The organism is Flavobacterium sp. DSR2-3-3 (assembly GCF_049896585.1).
Taxonomy (GTDB): domain Bacteria; phylum Bacteroidota; class Bacteroidia; order Flavobacteriales; family Flavobacteriaceae; genus Flavobacterium.
Genome location: NZ_JAFCUP010000005.1, coordinates 298,419 through 316,404 on the forward strand (window position 1 = coordinate 298,419; position 17,986 = coordinate 316,404).

General features: G+C 34.5%; 19 protein-coding genes. 9 read left to right on the forward strand and 10 right to left on the reverse strand.

Features of this window, described 5'->3' with window-relative positions; all coding sequences use genetic code 11:
* Window positions 1-115 precede the first annotated feature (115 nt).
* Window positions 116-619, forward strand: coding sequence for a CvpA family protein (locus tag ACP7AQ_RS09255; RefSeq protein WP_426062361.1), 504 nt, complete (start codon window positions 116-118; stop codon window positions 617-619).
* Window positions 620-688: 69 nt separating this feature from the next.
* Here the strand turns inward: ACP7AQ_RS09255 and ACP7AQ_RS09260 are convergent, their stop codons facing one another.
* Window positions 689-1,033 carry a helix-turn-helix transcriptional regulator gene (locus tag ACP7AQ_RS09260; protein WP_426095257.1) on the reverse strand — a complete coding sequence of 115 codons (345 nt, stop codon included), beginning with the start codon at window positions 1,031-1,033 and terminating at the stop codon, window positions 689-691.
* A 154-nt stretch (window positions 1,034-1,187) separates the two neighbouring features.
* On the opposite strand from ACP7AQ_RS09260, the gene ACP7AQ_RS09265 reads away from it, so the two are divergent.
* The 3 genes from ACP7AQ_RS09265 to ACP7AQ_RS09275 all read left to right on the forward strand — a co-directional run bounded on the left by ACP7AQ_RS09265 (window position 1,188) and on the right by ACP7AQ_RS09275 (window position 2,877).
* On the forward strand, window positions 1,188-1,568 hold the full coding sequence (locus ACP7AQ_RS09265) for a hypothetical protein (RefSeq protein WP_426095258.1): 381 nt from the start codon (window positions 1,188-1,190) through the stop codon (window positions 1,566-1,568).
* A 60-nt stretch (window positions 1,569-1,628) separates the two neighbouring features.
* Entirely contained in the window at window positions 1,629-1,838 is a 210-nt protein-coding gene (locus ACP7AQ_RS09270) for a bacteriocin fulvocin C-related protein (protein ID WP_426095274.1), read from the forward strand.
* A gap of 187 nt (window positions 1,839-2,025) precedes the next feature.
* A complete protein-coding gene (locus ACP7AQ_RS09275) occupies window positions 2,026-2,877 on the forward strand; it encodes a TlpA family protein disulfide reductase (RefSeq protein WP_426095259.1) in 852 nt (283 codons plus the stop codon).
* An 80-nt stretch (window positions 2,878-2,957) separates the two neighbouring features.
* Here ACP7AQ_RS09275 and ACP7AQ_RS09280 read toward each other — a convergent pair whose 3' ends face one another.
* The 8 genes from ACP7AQ_RS09280 to ACP7AQ_RS09315 form a co-directional block, all read right to left on the reverse strand.
* The gene (locus ACP7AQ_RS09280) at window positions 2,958-3,701 is read right to left on the reverse strand and encodes a tetratricopeptide repeat protein (RefSeq protein WP_426095260.1); all 744 of its coding nucleotides are present in this window, start codon (window positions 3,699-3,701) and stop codon (window positions 2,958-2,960) included.
* A gap of 72 nt (window positions 3,702-3,773) precedes the next feature.
* Window positions 3,774-5,519, reverse strand: a complete 1,746-nt coding sequence (locus tag ACP7AQ_RS09285; protein WP_426095261.1) for a BatD family protein — start codon at window positions 5,517-5,519, stop codon at window positions 3,774-3,776.
* Between the two features lie 20 nt (window positions 5,520-5,539).
* Window positions 5,540-6,307: a tetratricopeptide repeat protein gene (locus ACP7AQ_RS09290; protein WP_426095262.1), complete on the reverse strand. Its 768-nt coding sequence runs from the start codon at window positions 6,305-6,307 to the stop codon at window positions 5,540-5,542.
* Between the two features lie 47 nt (window positions 6,308-6,354).
* On the reverse strand, window positions 6,355-7,386 hold the full coding sequence (locus ACP7AQ_RS09295; RefSeq protein WP_426095263.1) for a VWA domain-containing protein: 1,032 nt from the start codon (window positions 7,384-7,386) through the stop codon (window positions 6,355-6,357).
* Between the two features lie 128 nt (window positions 7,387-7,514).
* A complete protein-coding gene (locus ACP7AQ_RS09300; RefSeq protein ID WP_426095264.1) occupies window positions 7,515-8,516 on the reverse strand; it encodes a vWA domain-containing protein in 1,002 nt (333 codons plus the stop codon).
* The gene (locus tag ACP7AQ_RS09305; RefSeq protein ID WP_426095265.1) at window positions 8,516-10,147 is read right to left on the reverse strand and encodes a hypothetical protein; all 1,632 of its coding nucleotides are present in this window, start codon (window positions 10,145-10,147) and stop codon (window positions 8,516-8,518) included. Before ACP7AQ_RS09305 ends, ACP7AQ_RS09300 begins: the two co-directional genes overlap by 1 nt.
* A 56-nt stretch (window positions 10,148-10,203) precedes the next feature.
* Window positions 10,204-11,067, reverse strand: coding sequence for a DUF58 domain-containing protein (locus ACP7AQ_RS09310; RefSeq protein WP_091203440.1), 864 nt, complete (start codon window positions 11,065-11,067; stop codon window positions 10,204-10,206).
* Between the two features lie 102 nt (window positions 11,068-11,169).
* Window positions 11,170-12,174 carry an AAA family ATPase gene (locus ACP7AQ_RS09315; protein ID WP_131908066.1) on the reverse strand — a complete coding sequence of 335 codons (1,005 nt, stop codon included), beginning with the start codon at window positions 12,172-12,174 and terminating at the stop codon, window positions 11,170-11,172.
* Window positions 12,175-12,386: 212 nt separating this feature from the next.
* Between ACP7AQ_RS09315 and ACP7AQ_RS09320 the strand changes: the two genes are divergently transcribed.
* Genes ACP7AQ_RS09320 through ACP7AQ_RS09335 form a run of 4 tightly spaced genes read left to right on the forward strand, consistent with a single transcriptional unit; the run spans window position 12,387 to window position 15,695 of the window.
* Window positions 12,387-13,259, forward strand: a complete 873-nt coding sequence (locus tag ACP7AQ_RS09320) for an aldo/keto reductase (RefSeq protein ID WP_426062366.1) — start codon at window positions 12,387-12,389, stop codon at window positions 13,257-13,259.
* A gap of 47 nt (window positions 13,260-13,306) precedes the next feature.
* Window positions 13,307-14,059, forward strand: coding sequence for an SDR family NAD(P)-dependent oxidoreductase (locus ACP7AQ_RS09325; RefSeq protein WP_426095266.1), 753 nt, complete (start codon window positions 13,307-13,309; stop codon window positions 14,057-14,059).
* Window positions 14,060-14,112: 53 nt separating this feature from the next.
* Window positions 14,113-14,502: a four helix bundle protein gene (locus ACP7AQ_RS09330; RefSeq protein WP_426062368.1), complete on the forward strand. Its 390-nt coding sequence runs from the start codon at window positions 14,113-14,115 to the stop codon at window positions 14,500-14,502.
* Between the two features lie 53 nt (window positions 14,503-14,555).
* The gene (locus ACP7AQ_RS09335) at window positions 14,556-15,695 is read left to right on the forward strand and encodes an ATP-binding protein (RefSeq protein ID WP_426095267.1); all 1,140 of its coding nucleotides are present in this window, start codon (window positions 14,556-14,558) and stop codon (window positions 15,693-15,695) included.
* 19 nt (window positions 15,696-15,714) lie between these two features.
* On the opposite strand, the gene ACP7AQ_RS09340 is transcribed toward ACP7AQ_RS09335, so the two are convergent.
* On the reverse strand, window positions 15,715-16,491 hold the full coding sequence (locus tag ACP7AQ_RS09340; RefSeq protein WP_426095268.1) for an alpha/beta fold hydrolase: 777 nt from the start codon (window positions 16,489-16,491) through the stop codon (window positions 15,715-15,717).
* Between the two features lie 367 nt (window positions 16,492-16,858).
* On the opposite strand from ACP7AQ_RS09340, the gene ACP7AQ_RS09345 reads away from it, so the two are divergent.
* Entirely contained in the window at window positions 16,859-17,584 is a 726-nt protein-coding gene (locus ACP7AQ_RS09345) for a metallophosphoesterase family protein (protein ID WP_426062371.1), read from the forward strand.
* Window positions 17,585-17,986: the final 402 nt, after the last annotated feature.

Consider the following 17,986-nt stretch of genomic DNA (forward strand, 5'->3'; position numbering starts at 1 on the left):
TGAGTTATGAAACTATAGCTCCTAAAATTATTTTGGCAAAGATAAGAACTTGAAAATTGGCAATGGTAAAGAACAATTCTTTTATATTTGCCTTTCTATTTACTAATGAATTATTATGGGATTTTTGGATATCATTTTGGGTGTACTGCTTGCTTTTGCTTTTTATAAAGGACTACAAAACGGACTTTTTGTTGAACTAGCCTCTTTAGTTTCGCTTTTGGCGGGAATTTATATTGCTGTCAAATTTTCCTCCTACATGAGGGATATTTTAGTGGGCTTTGTCAAATGGAATCCCAATACAATCCAAATAGTGGCTTTTGTCCTTACTTTTATGATTGTGGTTGTTGTTGTCTCTATAATAGGGAAGTTCATGACTGGAATAGCAGATTTTGCTTTTTTAGGTTGGTTGAATAAATTGGGCGGTGGTTTTTTTAGAGTGCTGAAAACAATTTTGATTATTAGTATCGTCTTTGCAGTTTTCGAAAAAATAAATTACAATCATATTTTAGCCAAAAAAGAAACTTTGGACAATTCTCTTTTTTACAATCCAATCCAAAAAATAGCGGGTTACATGTATCCTTCACTAAAGGAATGGTATAGTAGTTTGAAGAAAAAGTAAGTAGGTTGCGGTGCTCAGTTGCGGTTTGCATTCTCAAACTACAATACCGTTATGAGAGGGAAATCTATTTTATCTATCCTTTAAATCAATAATGACTTGTTTTAATTCTTTTATACTTTCTTCGTATTGTTCAATTAGCTTTTCAGAAAGTTGATTAACAACCTCAGCATAACCAACTCCATTGTTTGTGCCAATATTTCCAATTATTACTTTTTCACTTCTAACCAATTCCTCTGGAGTTATCTCAAAAACCTCGCAAATTTTATCAATGTGACTTGCCCAAGAGTGACTCTCTCCGCTTTCCATTCTGGCATAGGCGGACTGGGATAGATGTAAATAGTCTGCTACTTGTTCCTGAGACATACTTTTGCTTTTACGCAATTGTTTGAGTTTATTACCTATAGAAATATTCATTTTTTAACTTTTTTAGTACATAAATGTAAGAAAGTAAATTACAATATGTAAGTTTAGGGTAACAATACCCTATTACCTCATAATGATTCATTCAATTTTCTTATAGATTTGTCTTACAAAAAAAATTATTTTTTAATCAAAAATTACTATTTTTATGAAAAAAATCAAAATTTCCGTACTAATGTTATTAGTGTTAACATTATTCACAGGTATCTTCCTTGCATGTACCAAAGAAAGTGATTCGCAGGAATCTACTATTAATGCGAATTTAAGAGAGTCGTTTCTAAAAAACAAAGATTATTCCTCTATTAAAAATGATTTCAACTTATTAGACAAAAAAGGTAAAATTGAATTGTGGAATGAGAAATTAAACCAACTTTTAAGTCAAGAATTACCTACAGAAAGTAAAAATCTTATTAAAAAATTAATTATAGAATTAAATAAAGAACAAGTTGACCCTAAAATCATGAGTGAAATAGCTGTGAGTTTAGCGAAAAGTATTCCTGCTGAAGACTTTTACAAAATGTTTACCTAATTAAATGATTATAAATATGAAGGTGAATTTAAAGGAAATACAATAGTCCCTAAAGAAATAATTACAGATTTGTATTCAATGAATTATGATTATAAAGCTAACGAAATTGGCGCTGAAATAAATAAAACAACAGTAACAAGAGCTTGTAATTGTAACTGGACTTGTGATTCGTATGCTGGTGGATCTAATGCAAACTGTACATCTACGACATCAGGGTGCGGGTTTTTATGGGCATTTTCATGCGAAAGAAGGGTTGGCCCAGTTTTATAATAGTCTACATCAACAGAAAAGACTTTAGGCAAACCGTAAAAGTTAAATTTAATGGTAAAAAAATTGTAATTTTACTATTAAATTTAACTTTTAAAATTTTGAAGGTTTAATTATAATTTATCAATTACGTACTACTTAATTATTAATTTAAAATTAATCTAAGAGACTAAACAAGAATTATTATTTTATGAAATCATATAAAAAAAACATAATAACAGCATTATGTTTAATTGCAAGTTATGTCTTATTTGGCACAATAACTTATGGCGACCATTCCTTGATGTTATTGCTATTTTTAACGACAAGTTTTTTTATATGCATCAAAATATTTCAGACAAATACCTTAAATGAAGCTTTGAAGTTGGTTCTTATTCTGATATCGCCAATGATGCTTATTTTCCTCATGCTTTTTTTTATTTACAATCAATATTCCCGAACAATATTATACTTGGTATTTTTACCAATTAGTAGTGTTTTGGCTTATACTTATTTTAAGTTTAAAAATAAGGTGATTATATTTTTAGCGATAGGACTTTTCGGAATTGTAGGATATGTGTTATTCCAAAATGTATTGATTTTAGTGGAAAATCAAAATGCCGAAGTGAATAGTCGATATCCGCTAGTACATTTTACTGATGAAAATAATACAACTGTAAATTTTAAGAAAGACAAAATAATTGTACTTGATTTTTGGACGACCTCGTGTGCCATTTGTTTTACTAAATTCCCTGATTTAGAGTACACTTTTCTAAAATATAAAAAAAATTCTAATGTTATTTTATATGCTGTTAATGTCCCTTTAAAGCAAGATGATTTCACTAAAACAACCAAAATATTAAATAATCTTGGATACACTTTCCCGAAAATCTATGCAACATCTGCCAAACAGATTGAAGATAGTTTAAAAATCAATAGCTTTCCTCACTTGATCATTTTAAAAGATGGTCGCATACGATATAATGGTATTTTCGAAAGCGATAGAAAAGTCGCCTTCTACAATATTGAAAGTGTAATTAATAAACTTTTGATTGAAAAATAGATTGGAACAAAGAACTACAAAAAAGTAAAAAGTAAAGTTTTGCAAATATAAATTCACAAAATTTATTTGGAGAGTTACAACTACTTCACTACCCTAATCGCACTACTTTCTATCCAGCCTGTGGTTCCATCCGTAAGTTGTATTTTTTTCCATTTTCCAATAGTTTCAAATACATAGACTTTGGTTCCTTCGTGAAGGGCAAATAACGGTTTTCCGCCATCTCTGGGTTCTGGTTTTACATTAGTCTTTTCAGCAAAAACTATGGCCGGTTTTTCAGTGTCAAAATGACTTTTCTCCATAATTGCAGCGGATAACGTGATAAGCATCATAAAAATTACCACAAACATTCCAAAGAAAAAAATCCGTTTAGAAAGCGTTTTTTGAGAAAAATAGTACCCGATAAAAAACAATAAAAAAAATGTCGCCAGTCCTACAGAAACCCATCCCCAAGTGTTATAGTGGTAAATTCCCGTGAAATCGCGAAGTAATTTTCCAAAACCTACTTTTGGAATTACTTTAATCTCATCAATAGTCCTTTTTTGAGCGAACTTCAGATTGTTTATGCTTTCCTTATCATTTGGATTCAGTACTAATGCTTTTTCATAATTGTAAATTGAAGGCGCTATCTGATTCAATTTATAATACGCATTTCCTAAATTAAAATACAATTCTGAGGATTGCTTATTGTCTTTTAAAATACCTTCATAGGCCGCCACAGCTTCGGTGTACTTTCCTTTTTCATAGTACGTATTCCCTTTTTCAAAGCCGTTTTGGGCAAAGAAAACCTGAGTTGAAAGTAAGAGTATGTATAGTATGTTTTTCATCTTTATGTTTTTTTGCCGCAAAGGCACAAAGGCGCAAAGTTTATTTACTCAAAATTAATTGTAATACTTTTGCTAAGCAATCTGTTTTTCTAATTCAGATATTATAAATACCGCTTTATCAAAATCCTGTTGTATTGTAACACTTGACGAAGGTGCATAACGAGCCACTTCACAATTTTCAGTAAGCGCAATAAAATCATTTACCGCTTCTGGTTTTGCATTTCGGGACAACAATAATTCCTGAATGTTATCCTTGCTCATTTCTGAAGTTTCAATGTGTAATTTCGCTTTTAGGAAATTATGCATCGCTTTTTCCAGCGCAATGTAAAACAGTTCTTTGTTGTTAATTTGTTTCTTCGCTTCTGATAAATATTTCTTGGCCAATTTGTTATTCATTCGGATTCTGTTTCCGGAAATATCACCATCCATGGCTTCTTTCTTCTTTTTGAATAACACAATTATTGGTACCAGTAAAAAAGGAAGCAATAACAATCCAATAAACAAATTCGATCCAAAGAAATCCTCTTTGTCAATGGTAACAAGATTGGTTTTTGACTTGATCGTTTTAAATTCCTCTACAGCTGCAATTTTATTCTTATTACCACCTGTTGCAGTAGAATCAGCCGGTGTAGGACCATCCAAAACATTAATCATAATCTGCGGAGAACGCAACGTTTTATAGCTTCCGGAGCTCAAATCAAAATAAGAAAACTGCATTGGTTTGACCGGATAATTCCCCCTGTATTGTGGAATTATTGCATAACTGTCTGACGATTTTCCAGCCATTCCAGAAAGTGGCGTGCTGATGTCTTCGCTGTGAACGGCATCGTACATTTCCAGTGCATTAGGCACTACGGGTTTTGGCAAACTAAATAGTTTTAAATTTCCTTTTCCGGTTACACTTACAACCAAATCCAAGCTTTCTCCATGTTTCAAATTAGTCTTTGATGGTGTGACTTTAAAATCAAAATCTCCAACTGCACCGCTAAAATCATCTGGTTTTCCTGACTCGGGTAATGGCTTAACGTTGATGATTTTGGCACCAGCCGAAACTCGCTTTGTGGTTTCCGTGAGCATCATTCGACCAAACATATCCCTGCGGTTTGTTGGTAATTGCACATCTACCGATAATGATAATGGCTCAATTTTAAGTCTGCCCGATTTTTGTGGATATAGCACCACTTTCTTGAGTACAATAAACCTGAAATTCTGGCCCTTGAAAATTCCTTCTTCGGCAGCAAGTTGTTTGATTTCAATATTTTGACTCCAAAAATCATTGTATTTAGGTTTACTTGATTCCCCTAGATTTGAAATTCCAATGTTAGCGAAATACAACTTGTAAACAACCGTAATGGGTTCGTTTATGTATGGATTTGTTTTAGAAACATCAGCAACCAGATACAGGTTTTCATCGCCAGATATTTGCGAGTCGTTAGGGTCTCTGGGCTGTTCCGTAGCAGCGGTCACAATGATTTTTACAGGTGCAGTTTTATAGATTTGACCGTTGTACTCAATAGCCGCCGGCTTGATTATGAATGTTCCTTTTTGATTGGGTACCAAAAAATAAGAGTACGCTTTTTCAAAAGAGCTTCTCCCGTTTACCCATGACTGACTCACCTGCTGACTTGGTCCGGCTATAATTTGAAAACCATCAAAAGACGGCTGCACAAAATTATCGCCATCTACATTCATCATAAAATCAATACGCAGTCTTTCATTCAATCCCAGCGTAGTTTTGCTTACTCTGGCCTCAAACTGGACCTGAGCGCTAAGTGTGCTGCACACCAATAAAACAATCGCTGCTAAGTATTTTTTCATTTTCAAACTCTCTAATTGAATTACCAATCCTTTTCCGTTTTAACTGGTTTTCCTTTTACTTTTTGGGCATTCACTTTGTCCTGAACTTTCTTTTCCTCTTTGTTTACGGCGTCCAATAGATTTTCCAGACGTTCCTTTGAGATTCCTCCTGGCGCAGGTTTTGGTTCTCCTTTATCGTTGGGTTTCGGATCTTTGTTTTGTTTGTCCTGATCGCCTTTATCGTCTTTTTTATCTTTGTCTTTGTCGTCTTTTTTGTCTTTTTCGCCGTCTTTCTTTTCGTCCTTTTTATCGTCTTTCTTATCCTGATCTTTTTTCTCGTCTTTTTTCTTATCGTCTTTTGGTGGATTGTCTTTCAGCATTTTTTTTGCCAAAGCATAATTATAACGGGTTTCCTCATCAGTCGGATCATTACGCAATGCGTTTTTATACGCTTCTACAGCTTGTGTATAATCTTTTTCAATCATGAACACATTTCCAAGATTATGAAAAGCACGGTGTTTCTGAGGTCTTGTTTTTGAATTTTTTAACGCTTTAGAATACGCAAACTTGGCTTCGGAGGATTGTTTTTGCTTGTAAATACTGTTTCCAAGATTAAAAGGCGCAGCGGCTTTGTTAGGAAATTTTGAATCTGAAATTCGGTAATTGGCTTCAGCTTCCACGAATTTATTGTCCGCATAATCTTGGTTTGCTTGGGGCAAAATTCGATCTTTTTGTTGCGCATGCAATCCGGCTGTACCCGAAAAAGCAACGATTAAAAAGGCAATTATGATAATTTTAAATCTTTTCATTTATTGTATCTATATATCCAGAAGGCTTTGAAACCTTTTAGAAATAATTATTTACTCTCGTTAAATAAATTCAATTTTTTAACCCAACTTGTTTTTCTTTCCAACAGGAAAACGTCCACAAATAACAGCAAAAAAGCAAAACCTAAGAACCATTGAAATTGTGATTGAAAATCCGCCATTTCGGTCGCTTCAAATTCGGTTTTTTGAATATTATCTAATGCATTCTTTACATATTCAAGCACTTCTTTGGTATTATTGCCATTTACATAACCTCCTTTTGTGGCTTTAGCAATGGCTGTCAAACTTTCTGGAACCAATTTCGTTATAACCACTTCGTTGTTATTGTCTTTCTTGAAACCTTCAATAATTCCATTTCTTTTCAATGGAATTGTACCTCCTTTTTCAGTTCCAACACCAATTGTAATAATTTTAATTCCCAACTTATTGGCTTCTTCGGCGGCTTCCTCTGCACCTTCATTATGGTCTTCACCATCCGAAATCATGATCAATAGCTTACTCGTTTTTTTATCGTCAAAATAGGTTGACGATAATTTGATTGCTTCGTTGAACGATGTTCCTACGGAGGAAACCATATCAGTATTCATGCTTTGCAAAAACATTTTTGCAACGCTGTAATCAGTAGTGATGGGCAATACCGGGAAAGCGCTTCCAGCGTACGCCACAATTCCTATTCTGTCGCCTCCTAACTGGTTGATGATTTGCGAAACAATCTGCTTGCTTTTGTCCAATCGGTTTGGGGCTATGTCTTCAGCTAGCATACTTTTGGAGACATCCACTGCAAAAACAATGTCGATTCCTTCTCTCTTAACGGTTTCCATTTTGGTACCAATTTTTGGATTTACCAAACCGAGAATTAAACCCAGCAATGCTAAAATCAGTACTGACACTTTCAAAACGGGTTTAAAAACTGAACTTTCAGGACTCAGCTTTTTCACCATTTCTAAATCTCCAAACTCGCGTTGTTTTTTTCTTTTCCAATATAAATTGAACAGAAAAATCAACACCACCAAAGGCAGTATTAAGAGGAGATATAAATATTTTTTTTCGTCTAATTCCATTTTTAATTTTAGATTTATGAATTTCGATCTTAGATTTTTACTCTAAATCAAAATTCTAAACTTGGTCATTCCAGTTCCAATATTCCAGTTCTTACTCCCTTTCCTTCGGGAGCGCTGGAGTGGGGATTTTATATAAAGCTTCTAAAAACAGTATTCCTTAACCCTACTTCCAGCAATAATAAAAAACCGGCAAACCAAATAAAAGGTCTGAATTTTTCATCATAATCATAGAATTTTAATTCTTCGATTTCAGTAGTTTCCAGCTTATTTATTGTTGCATAAATTTCGGCTAATTTACTATTGCTCGTTGCTCTAAAATATTTTCCACCAGTATGATTAGCAATTTTTTTCATCATTTGCTCATCAATCTCCACTTTCATCATTTGGAAAAGAAATTTTCCGTTTGGTGCAATAGCATACGGAAACATGGCCATTCCGTTTGTTCCTATTCCTATTGTATATACTTTTATTCCGTATTCTTTTGCAATATCCGAAGCAGTATCTGGTTCAATAAACCCTGCATTATTCACCCCGTCAGTCATCAGGATAACCACTTTGCTCTTTGCCTGACTGTCTTTCAATCTGTTGACAGCGGTTGCCAATCCCATTCCTATTCCAGTTCCGTCTACTAAAACATTATCGTATTTTATACTTCTGATCGCATCAAGTATAACTGCTTTATCACTGGTTACCGGCGCTTTTGTATACGCTTCAGAGGCATAAACAACTAGTCCAATCCTGTCATTTGGTCGTTCTTCAACAAAATCTGCAGCTATTCTTTTCAGTGCTTGCATTCGGTCTGGCTTCAAATCTTTGGCAAGCATACTTCCGGAAACGTCTATTGCCATTACAATATCAATTCCTTTCGTCGTTTTAGTTTTATTACTTACATCGACCGTTCTTGGGCGTGCCATGGCTACAATCAAAGAACATAAAGCCAAAACCCGAAGCACATTTAACATCGGTTTTAACTTTGTCAAATACGATTTATTCCCTTTAAATCCTTCTAACGAACTTATTTTTAATGTGGCGGATTGATGGTTCTTTTTTCGCATAAACCAGAAAATTACAACTGGAATCAGCAGAAACAACCAAAAAAATTCCGCGTTTAAAAAAGTTATTTTCTCCATTATTTACTCGCTTGTTTTAATTCGACAGCATTCAAAACGCGTTCTGATATTGCACTGCCATACTTGTCTCCCTCTTCATGAAAAAGTAAAATCTGTTGCAATCCGCCTTCTTGACTGAACAATATTGCTTCATAATACATTTTCGCAGTGGTCTTACTGTCGCTATCAACTTGTGAGAAGGTTCCGTACGCTTTTAATCCTTTGATTCCCTCTTTAGTTTCAAAATCTTCCTGTTTTACAATCATGTTTTGAGCACCTTGCGCTTCGAGTGATTGCAAAGCTCCATCCATAGATTTAGCCAAATCGATTTGCGTCTCCTGTTTAAATTTTAAAGTAGAAACCATCACATAAAAACGGTCCAAAACACTTCCATACGCAAAGGATTGCATTTCTTTAATCAAAGCCATTCCATTTTTAGGAAGTGTTTTAGTCAAATCCACTCTCTTGAGCACTTTTGGTGTTTCTATGATAATTCCCGGATTTCCATACTCGCTTTTTACCCATTCGCCTTCCAATAATTCTTTGGTGGGATGACCAATAATGTTGTCTTTTACATAGTCAAACCCTTTGGTAACGATGAAAAAAGTAGTGGTCGCTGCCAACAAAAAAACAACCGAAGCCACCGCAGTCACGATGCGTTTGTTCTTTTGTTTGCGCAATTGAATTTGGATTTGTTTTTGTCTTTGCGCTTCATTCAACAGCATATCTTCCTCAACTGGTACTTCCACAGGAATCGAATTGTCTAATGTCAGAATTGCTTTTTGAATTTTATTTCGGTCTTCTGTGATTTCAAAATCCAATGGTTTTGATTTGGCGAATTTCACTAAATCGGCTTGTTTCAAAACACGCTCCAGATTTTCGATTATTTCCTGAGAAAGCGTCATTTTCTTTTTGACAGAAGCTGCCCTAAGTCCTTGAATCAATTCCGAAGTTGTGCTTTCCATAGCCGGAATTTCTATCGCTTCTTCAATATAATTTCTGGCAATATCCGTCAATTCACTATAATAGGCTTTAACTTCTCCTTTTTGCCAAAGTTCTTTTTTCTCTAACGTATCCAGCAAACTGGTCGCTTTCTCGATTGGCGTCTTGAAAATTTCTTCCTGTAATTTCTTTTCTTGACGCTTTTTAATAAACCAATAAATAAATGCTCCAATACCCACATTCAATGCAGCAATCAGTAGGTATTTCCACCAGTCTCCAATCGGGTTATCCGCTGGAGCAATATCTTTAATGTCGAACATTTTTTGTTTCAAAGTATCTACCTGAACATTTGCCACTTCAACCAAAAGTGAATCCGTCATAAACGGTTTGCTGTTGATAAAAATCTTGATACTTGGAACTACATATCTACCAGAATCAAATTGGGTTAAACCGTATTTTTTGATTAATTCATAACGACCGTCCATTTTGACAGTGTCAATAGGATACGACTGAATTACCTCTAAAGCGCCAAAGTTTTTCAATTTCGGGAAAATTACTTTAGAAGAAATATCAACAGTAGTTTTTATGGATAGTTTAAATTCCGCGCCAATTTTATTTTTAATCGTGTCAATACTTGTGACTACTTGCTTTTGTTGTGCAAAAACAGCCGTAGAAAGCAGCAATAATAGTAGGTAAAGTCTAATTTTCATTTTTTATCTAGTTAACCCTGTCAGGGTTTAAAACTCTGGTAGGGCTAGGTTTCGTTTTATCTCGATTTAAAATAGCTCAACAATTTCGTCACATAACTTTCGTCAACCCTTGTGTTTACAACACCTGAACCTGATTTACTGAATGTCTCTTTAAAATAGTTTACTTTGTCGCGGTACTGTTTCTCATAATTCATTCGAACTGCTTTCGAACCGGTATTTATCAATTCTATTGCTCCGGTTTCGGCATCAAGCATGGAAACCATCCCCAAATCCGGCATTTTTTCTTCTCGAATGTCGTACACGCGAATCCCCGTTATATCGTGTTTTTTAGAGGCTATTTTTAATGTTTGCTCGTAATCTTCCGACATGAAATCAGAAATTACAAACACAATCGCTTTCTTTTTTTGGGTTCCCGATAAAAATTTTAAGGCTTGCGCAATATCTGTTTTACGGCTTTTCGGCTGAAACTCTATCAATTCCCGAATGATTCTCAATACGTGTGATCTTCCCTTTTTTGGCGGGATGTACAATTCAATTTCATCTGAAAACAAAATCAAACCTATTTTATCATTGTTTTGGGTCGCCGAAAAGGCCATCGTTGCGGCAATCTCCGTAACAATATCTTTTTTGAATTGATTTTTCGAACCAAAACTTTCTGAACCCGAAATATCAACCATTAACATCATGGTCAACTCGCGTTCTTCCTCAAAAACTTTTACGTGTGCTTCATTGTAGCGTGCGGTTACATTCCAATCAATGGCACGAATATCATCTCCGTACTGGTATTGACGCACTTCGCTAAACGTCATTCCACGCCCTTTGAAAGACGTATGATACTCTCCCGAAAAAATGTGATCGCTCAATCTTCGGGTTTTAATTTCTATTTTTCGTACTTTTTTTAAGAGGTCTTTTGTTTCCATTTTTTTCTTGCCACAAAGGCGCAAAGGCAAAAAGTTTTATTTAATTCATAAGTCATTAATGCGTTCTAAGTGAAAACTGATCACTGAAAACTGCCAACTGATTTATGGTACTTCTACTTCGTTTACAATTTTGTTAATGATGTCTACTGAAGTAATATTTTCGGCTTCCGCTTCGTAAGTAACTCCAATTCTATGACGCAACACATCGTGAACTACCGCACGAACATCTTCAGGAATTACATAGCCGCGACGTTTAATAAAGGCGTAACATTTTGCGGCCGTCGCCAAATTGATACTTCCACGCGGTGACGCTCCAAAACTGATTAATGGTTTTAAATCAGCCAATTTATATTTCTCTGGATAACGCGTGGCAAAAATGATATCAAGTATGTATTTTTCTATTTTTTCATCCATATAAACCTCACGAACAGCTTCTTGAGCACGTAAAATTTGTTCTACCGAAACCACTGCATTTACTTTTTCGTAACTTCCTTTCAAATTCTGGCGAATCACTAAACGCTCATCTTCCATTTTTGGGTAATCGATCACCGTTTTTAGCATGAAACGATCGACCTGCGCTTCAGGTAATTGGTAAGTACCTTCTTGTTCAATTGGATTTTGAGTTGCCAAAACCAAGAATGGTCGGTCTAGTTTAAAAGTGGTATCGCCTATAGTAACTTGCTTTTCCTGCATCGCTTCCAATAATGCCGATTGCACTTTGGCAGGAGCACGATTAATCTCATCGGCAAGGACAAAATTAGCGAAAATTGGTCCTTTTTTTATCGAAAATTCATTAGCCTTAATGTTGTAAATCATTGTTCCTACAACATCGGCTGGCAATAAATCTGGCGTAAACTGTATTCTGCTGAAAGATCCCTGAACGGCTTGTGAAAGAGTATTTATTGCTAAAGTTTTTGCTAATCCGGGAACTCCTTCTAATAAAATATGGCCCTGACCCAAAAGTCCAATTAATAAACGCTCCACCATGTGCTTTTGACCCACAATAACCTTGTTCATTTCCATCGTGAGAAGGTCTATAAATGCACTCTCTCTTTCAATTTTTTCGTTAATTGCTCTGATATCTAAAGTCGATGTATTTTCTTCCATTTTATTATTTTTAAAACCTTGAATTTAATGCCTTCGTTTTGAAGGTGCAAATTGAATTTTTTTTTAGAAGTAAGATGTTAATAAATGGTTAAAACTTCGACAAAAACTCTAATTTTAAGGACGAATTATGATACAATTTTTATATTTTTAAGAACTTTGAAAAATATACTTTGAAATAGTAGAATTATGAATATCATTAAAAAATAAAAACCATGAATAAAACAAAATTATCCCCTGTTGTAGCGGGTGTCATGAATTGGGGAATTTGGGATAAAAATCTCAACACCAAAGAAATGGAAAACATGATTAATGTATGTTTGGAGAACAAAATTACTACTTTTGATCATGCCGATATATATGGGGATTACACGACCGAAGCTGATTTTGGAAAAGCATTTGCTTCGGGTAAAATTGCCAGAGAAAAAATGCAATTAATATCAAAATGCGGCATCCAAATGGTAACGGAAAACCGTAATAATACCATAAAACATTACGAATATTCAAAAGAGTACATTATCTGGTCTGTTGAAAATTCCTTGAAAAATCTACAAACGGATTATCTGGATGTTCTTTTATTACACAGACCAAGTCCTTTGATGCAGGCTGATGAAATTGCCGAAGCGGTTTTAAAACTAAAATCAGATGGTAAAATTAATGATTTTGGACTTTCTAATTTCACGGCTACACAAACCGAATTGATTCGACAAAAAACAGAAGTTTTGTACAATCAAGTCCAATTTTCGGCAACAAATTTTGAGCCTATGGTCGATGGAAGTTTTGATTACATGCAAGCCAACAAAATTCGTCCTATGTCCTGGAATCCGCTGGGATCTGTTTTTAGAAAAGATATTCCACAAACCAGACGGTTGAAAAAATTACTGGCGACTTTAGTTTCAAAATACCATTTGGGTTCGGACTCCATTTTACTTTCTTGGATTTTAAAACATCCGGCACAAGTAATTCCAATTGCGGGAACGGTGAATGTGGCCCGAATTCAATCGCTGATGAAAGCTGTTGAATTAGAATTAGACCAAGAGGATTGGTTTGCTATTTGGGCAGAAAGCATGGGAAATAATGTAGCCTAAATTAGTGTTCCTTTCAGAAACTTTAGAATATAAAATATAAAAAAATCATGACTAAAACAGCCTTAGTGACTGGAGCTACCAGCGGAATTGGTAAAGCAACAGCGCAAATATTAGCTAAAAATAACTATAAAATTATTCTTTGCGGACGCCGCGAAGACCGATTAGATGATCTTAAAAAAGAACTTTCGGAATTTACAGAAGTGCATACTTTATCCTTTGATGTTCGGGATAAAAAAGCGGTTTTTGAAAACATCAATTCCATACCGGCAGCCTTTGCTACAATCGATGTTTTAATTAACAATGCCGGAAATGCGCATGGTTTAGATCCTATTCAAAACGGGGATTTAGACGATTGGGACGCCATGATTGACATCAATGTCAAAGGGCTTTTATATGTTTCGAAAGCCATAATTCCGCAAATGATTGAACGAAAATCAGGTCATATTATCAACATTGGATCCATCGCCGGAAAAGAAGTATATCCAAACGGTAACGTTTATTGCGCCTCCAAACATGCCGTTGACGCCTTAAACCAAGCCATGCGAATGGATTTAAATCCTTACGGAATTCGCGTTGGTGCCATTAATCCCGGTGCGGTAGAAACTGAATTTAGCGAAGTGCGTTTCAAGGGTGATTCAGACAGAGCCGCCAATGTTTACAAAGGTTTTGAACCATTACATCCAGAAGATATCGCTGATATTATTCACTTTGTAGTTTCCAGACCGTATCATGTAAATATTGCCGATTTGATGGTGTTGCCAACAGCGCAAGCCGCAGCGACTATTTTAAAAAGAGATTAATTTTCACCATTAATTATTATTTATTTTTATTATTCCTTATAAAATACTGAAATATGTCGAATTACAATTCTTTTGAGGAAATGGCAATTTATCAATTAGCTAGAGAACAAAGCAATCATGTTTGGCATTTAATTCAAAACACCACTCTTGGTCAAGATTATAAATTGAAAGATCAAATCAATGGTTCTTCAGGATCAGTTATGGATAATATTGCGGAGGGTTTTGGCCGAGGAGGAAACAAAGAATTTATTACTTTTCTGAGTTATTCAAGAGGTTCATGCTGTGAAACAAAAGCACAACTGCAAAGAACCTTCGACAGAAAACATATCAACGAAGAAAATTATTTGGAGTTAACTTTGAAATCTCAAAATATAATCGACCAAATTTCAAAATTCATGAATTTTTTAAAAAGTTCTGATAGAAAAGGTTCAAAATATGACTAATAACTGTGACTTAAAAACAATAAAAAATAGAAATAAATAATAATTAATTGCAAATGATCAACAAACGCATTCTTATCAAGAACCTGCTCGCTCACAATGATGAGAGTAGTTTTTATGACAAAAAGCGTCAGTTGAATTTGCATACACGAGAAGGCAAAGCCAAGTTCCTTAAACACATTTGCGCACTGTCCAATTCAAATCCTGCGAACAATTCCTATATTGTTGTGGGTGTCGAAGATCAAGACAATATTATTGTGGGCGATGATTTTTTTGACGACAGCAGGATTCAGAATTTAGTGAATGCTTATCTGGAAAATCCTCCGAAAATTCAGTACGAAAACGTACCTTTTCCAAATTTACCAAAAGATAAAGTTATCGGACTGGTAACGGTCAAGCCAAAAAGCAAAACTTCCCATTTCAAAAAAGGAATTTACACAATTCCTGCCAACAGTGTTTTTATCCGAAGAGGAAGTAACACAATGCCGATTGAAGGCGAAATTGAAAAAAATTACCAAAACACAGAAACCGTAATCGGTATAGAAAACAACTCTCGAAATAGCATCGAAAACACACTTGATGGCGTGATTGATTTCATGAATTTTCGCCACAAGGATATGGCGCCAAAATATAAAGTGTTTAAAGAATTATTTGTTATTTGCTGGGCAGGTATTGCAAAAAAATCGCGTGACAAAACCTATTTATCGCGTGTCGATATTGAATTGATAAACGAACAAATCAAGGTTTTTTATTCGGCTCAGGATGTGGTCGAAATTACTTTTGATGATGATACTTTTACCATTATCGAATATGTTCCTTTAGGTTTGAACGACAAAACCAGCTATTATCCTTTAGAAAAACAGACCATTCATTTTCATGATAATGGCTATTACAAAATTGAAAGAGAGATTCTTTTTCAGCCGCCAGAATTCAACAAGAAAATGCTTTTTCACATTTACAATACCAATATTGCTTTGCTAAAAAAACTCCAGAAAGGACTTTCGTTAACCGAAAGAGAGCATAAAGATTTAGAAAACCTGCCTTCCACCTTCATGATTTGTTACCTGAACGGTTTTGAAGAAGCCAAACAAAAACTGATTGATGCAAAAGTACTTTTGAAACCTTTTAATCAGGTGTATTTATCGTTTAAAGAAGCGTTGCGGATTTTGAGAAAGATGAAATATGATGTGCAGTAAATGCCCTATTTTAGATATATCATTCGTTAAGAAATCCCATTACATACATATTAATTTCTCTTTTTTGTTTTTTACTCCCTCTATCATTCATGTCATTGTGAATGGTATTGGCGAGTTTAATGATTTTTATTCCAAACTTTTCCTGCTCTGCAATAGTAGGCAAAACTTCTTCATCTGCAGGCTGGTCGCTCGAACGAAGCGAGTAGATTTTAGGCTGAGAAGTTCTTGGTAATTCCATTCTGCGGTTGTCTAACGAAATTATTTTATTAACCAAATCTGGATACTTCTGGACAAACAAAACTGTCATATCACCTCCGTTTGAATGTCCAATTAAATTTACATGTTTGAAGTCTAATTCTGGTTTTATTTTTTTCAATTCGTTTAAAACAAAGAGAATGTTCTCTGCTCCCCTTTCCCAATTTGATCGTCGTACAACTCGAGGTATCCCTGTCAAAGGCAACAAATCATCCGTTGGTAATTCATGCTGAATACTGACTACATAATAGCCTTTAGACGCTAATTTTTTCGTTAAATATGAATACGATTTATTCGCGCCGGGTTTATTTTCTCCATAACCATGACTTACAATTACCAATTGTTGATTTCTAATTTTATCTTTTACAATCGAATTATAAAACGCGACCGGAATTAATCTGTTTCTGGAACTGTCCAACCAGTTGGCACTATCTGACTTGACTTCATATTCCTGATTATTGACTTTAGCATTTGTTACGTTTTTATTGGACATACAACTTAACAAAAGCAAACAAACGAGTATTTGTAGGTATGTTTTCATATAAATTTCGAGCGCATATCTAATTGCACTAATAGTTTTGACACAAATTTATTGATTTATAATTCTATATAAAAGCCAACAATTCTTTTAAAAATTGACAAATCATTTTGGCCAACAGTAACGATAATGCAAGTAATGTACTCATTTGAAAAAAGTTTAATTATTTGTAAAACTAATCTGAAAAACTAAATAAAACAATCACCTAAAACCGTGATATTTCAATTTTATTTTAAAATACAAATTCTTTAATTTTTTTAAAATAAATAAACCAAAAAAGCTTCGTTCATCACTCTTTTACTTAATTTTATAACTTGAAAAATAGTATTCATTTTCTGCTATTTTTGTATTAATAAAAGAAAAAAAGTCCATGAGAACACTTGTTATAGGCGATATCCACGGTGGTTTGCGAGCATTGCACCAAATTATGGAAAGAGCTAACGTTACTAAAAAAGACACCCTTGTTTTTCTGGGAGATTACGTTGATGGCTGGAGTCAATCTCCTCAGGTACTTGATTTTATCATTGATTTAAAAACCAAACAAAACTGCATTTGCATCCGCGGAAACCATGATGATTTATTGCTGGAATGGCTTGACGAAAGCAAAGACAATCTCTTGTGGTACAAACACGGCGGGGAAGCAACGGTATTGGCCTACGAATCCGTTAATGAAGAAACAAAGCAAAAGCACATTGAATTCCTAAAATCGCTGGAAAATTTTTATCTGGATGAGCAACGTCGTCTGTTTGTTCATGCTGGTTTTACTAATATGAATGGTGTTGACTTCGAATATTTCCCGGGACTTTTCTATTGGGACAGAACCTTGTGGGAAACTGCATTGGCATTAGACACAAAAATGAAAGTGGAGCACCCGTTTTATCCAAAACGTTTTACTTTGTACGAAGAAATCTACATCGGTCACACGCCCGTCACCCGAATAGGTGAAACGACTCCCGTTCAAAAAGCAAATGTTTGGAACGTAGATACCGGAGCGGCTTTCAAAGGACCATTGAGCATTATGGATGTTGATACCAAACAATTCTGGCAAAGCGAACCTTTGGACCAATTGTATTTTGACGAGAAAGGAAGAAATTAAATGTCCTATTTTCTTTAACCTGTGTTAAAAAGTGATCTATTACTGTTACATTAACACCTGTACAAGCTTTAAAAAATAAAAAAAGATTGTCTAAGTCAAATATTTTTGTCTGGGCACTTTGGATTTTATTATTGCTGTAGAAAAGATTTTATTTTTTTTCGATGTGTACGACGGGTTAGATTACATCACAAAGATTGTTGTGTTTTTTTTAATAAGTTTCCAAGGAATTTGAAATAAAAAAAGGCAATTTGAAATATTCAAATTGCCTTTTTTAGTTTATTATTGTCCGGTCCTGAAATAACGATACACAAAAAGTATCCTAATGGAAAAACATGAAGAAACACGCTATGTGAAGCGAACTCAAAAAGATTACTCGATGTCTTTTAAATTACAAATTGTTAA

What these genes read in the sequence shown, in the direction of transcription:
- ACP7AQ_RS09255 (WP_426062361.1), top strand. Translation starts at nt 116, where the DNA reads ATGGGATTTTTGGATATCATTTTGGGTGTACTGCTTGCTTTTGCTTTT.
- ACP7AQ_RS09260 (WP_426095257.1), bottom strand. Translation starts at nt 1,033, where the DNA reads ATGAATATTTCTATAGGTAATAAACTCAAACAATTGCGTAAAAGCAAA.
- ACP7AQ_RS09265 (WP_426095258.1), top strand. Translation starts at nt 1,188, where the DNA reads ATGAAAAAAATCAAAATTTCCGTACTAATGTTATTAGTGTTAACATTA.
- ACP7AQ_RS09275 (WP_426095259.1), top strand. Translation starts at nt 2,026, where the DNA reads ATGAAATCATATAAAAAAAACATAATAACAGCATTATGTTTAATTGCA.
- ACP7AQ_RS09280 (WP_426095260.1), bottom strand. Translation starts at nt 3,701, where the DNA reads ATGAAAAACATACTATACATACTCTTACTTTCAACTCAGGTTTTCTTT.
- ACP7AQ_RS09285 (WP_426095261.1), bottom strand. Translation starts at nt 5,519, where the DNA reads ATGAAAAAATACTTAGCAGCGATTGTTTTATTGGTGTGCAGCACACTT.
- ACP7AQ_RS09290 (WP_426095262.1), bottom strand. Translation starts at nt 6,307, where the DNA reads ATGAAAAGATTTAAAATTATCATAATTGCCTTTTTAATCGTTGCTTTT.
- ACP7AQ_RS09295 (WP_426095263.1), bottom strand. Translation starts at nt 7,386, where the DNA reads ATGGAATTAGACGAAAAAAAATATTTATATCTCCTCTTAATACTGCCT.
- ACP7AQ_RS09300 (WP_426095264.1), bottom strand. Translation starts at nt 8,516, where the DNA reads ATGGAGAAAATAACTTTTTTAAACGCGGAATTTTTTTGGTTGTTTCTG.
- ACP7AQ_RS09305 (WP_426095265.1), bottom strand. Translation starts at nt 10,147, where the DNA reads ATGAAAATTAGACTTTACCTACTATTATTGCTGCTTTCTACGGCTGTT.
- ACP7AQ_RS09310 (WP_091203440.1), bottom strand. Translation starts at nt 11,067, where the DNA reads ATGGAAACAAAAGACCTCTTAAAAAAAGTACGAAAAATAGAAATTAAA.
- ACP7AQ_RS09315 (WP_131908066.1), bottom strand. Translation starts at nt 12,174, where the DNA reads ATGGAAGAAAATACATCGACTTTAGATATCAGAGCAATTAACGAAAAA.
- ACP7AQ_RS09320 (WP_426062366.1), top strand. Translation starts at nt 12,387, where the DNA reads ATGAATAAAACAAAATTATCCCCTGTTGTAGCGGGTGTCATGAATTGG.
- ACP7AQ_RS09325 (WP_426095266.1), top strand. Translation starts at nt 13,307, where the DNA reads ATGACTAAAACAGCCTTAGTGACTGGAGCTACCAGCGGAATTGGTAAA.
- ACP7AQ_RS09330 (WP_426062368.1), top strand. Translation starts at nt 14,113, where the DNA reads ATGTCGAATTACAATTCTTTTGAGGAAATGGCAATTTATCAATTAGCT.
- ACP7AQ_RS09335 (WP_426095267.1), top strand. Translation starts at nt 14,556, where the DNA reads ATGATCAACAAACGCATTCTTATCAAGAACCTGCTCGCTCACAATGAT.
- ACP7AQ_RS09340 (WP_426095268.1), bottom strand. Translation starts at nt 16,491, where the DNA reads ATGAAAACATACCTACAAATACTCGTTTGTTTGCTTTTGTTAAGTTGT.
- ACP7AQ_RS09345 (WP_426062371.1), top strand. Translation starts at nt 16,859, where the DNA reads ATGAGAACACTTGTTATAGGCGATATCCACGGTGGTTTGCGAGCATTG.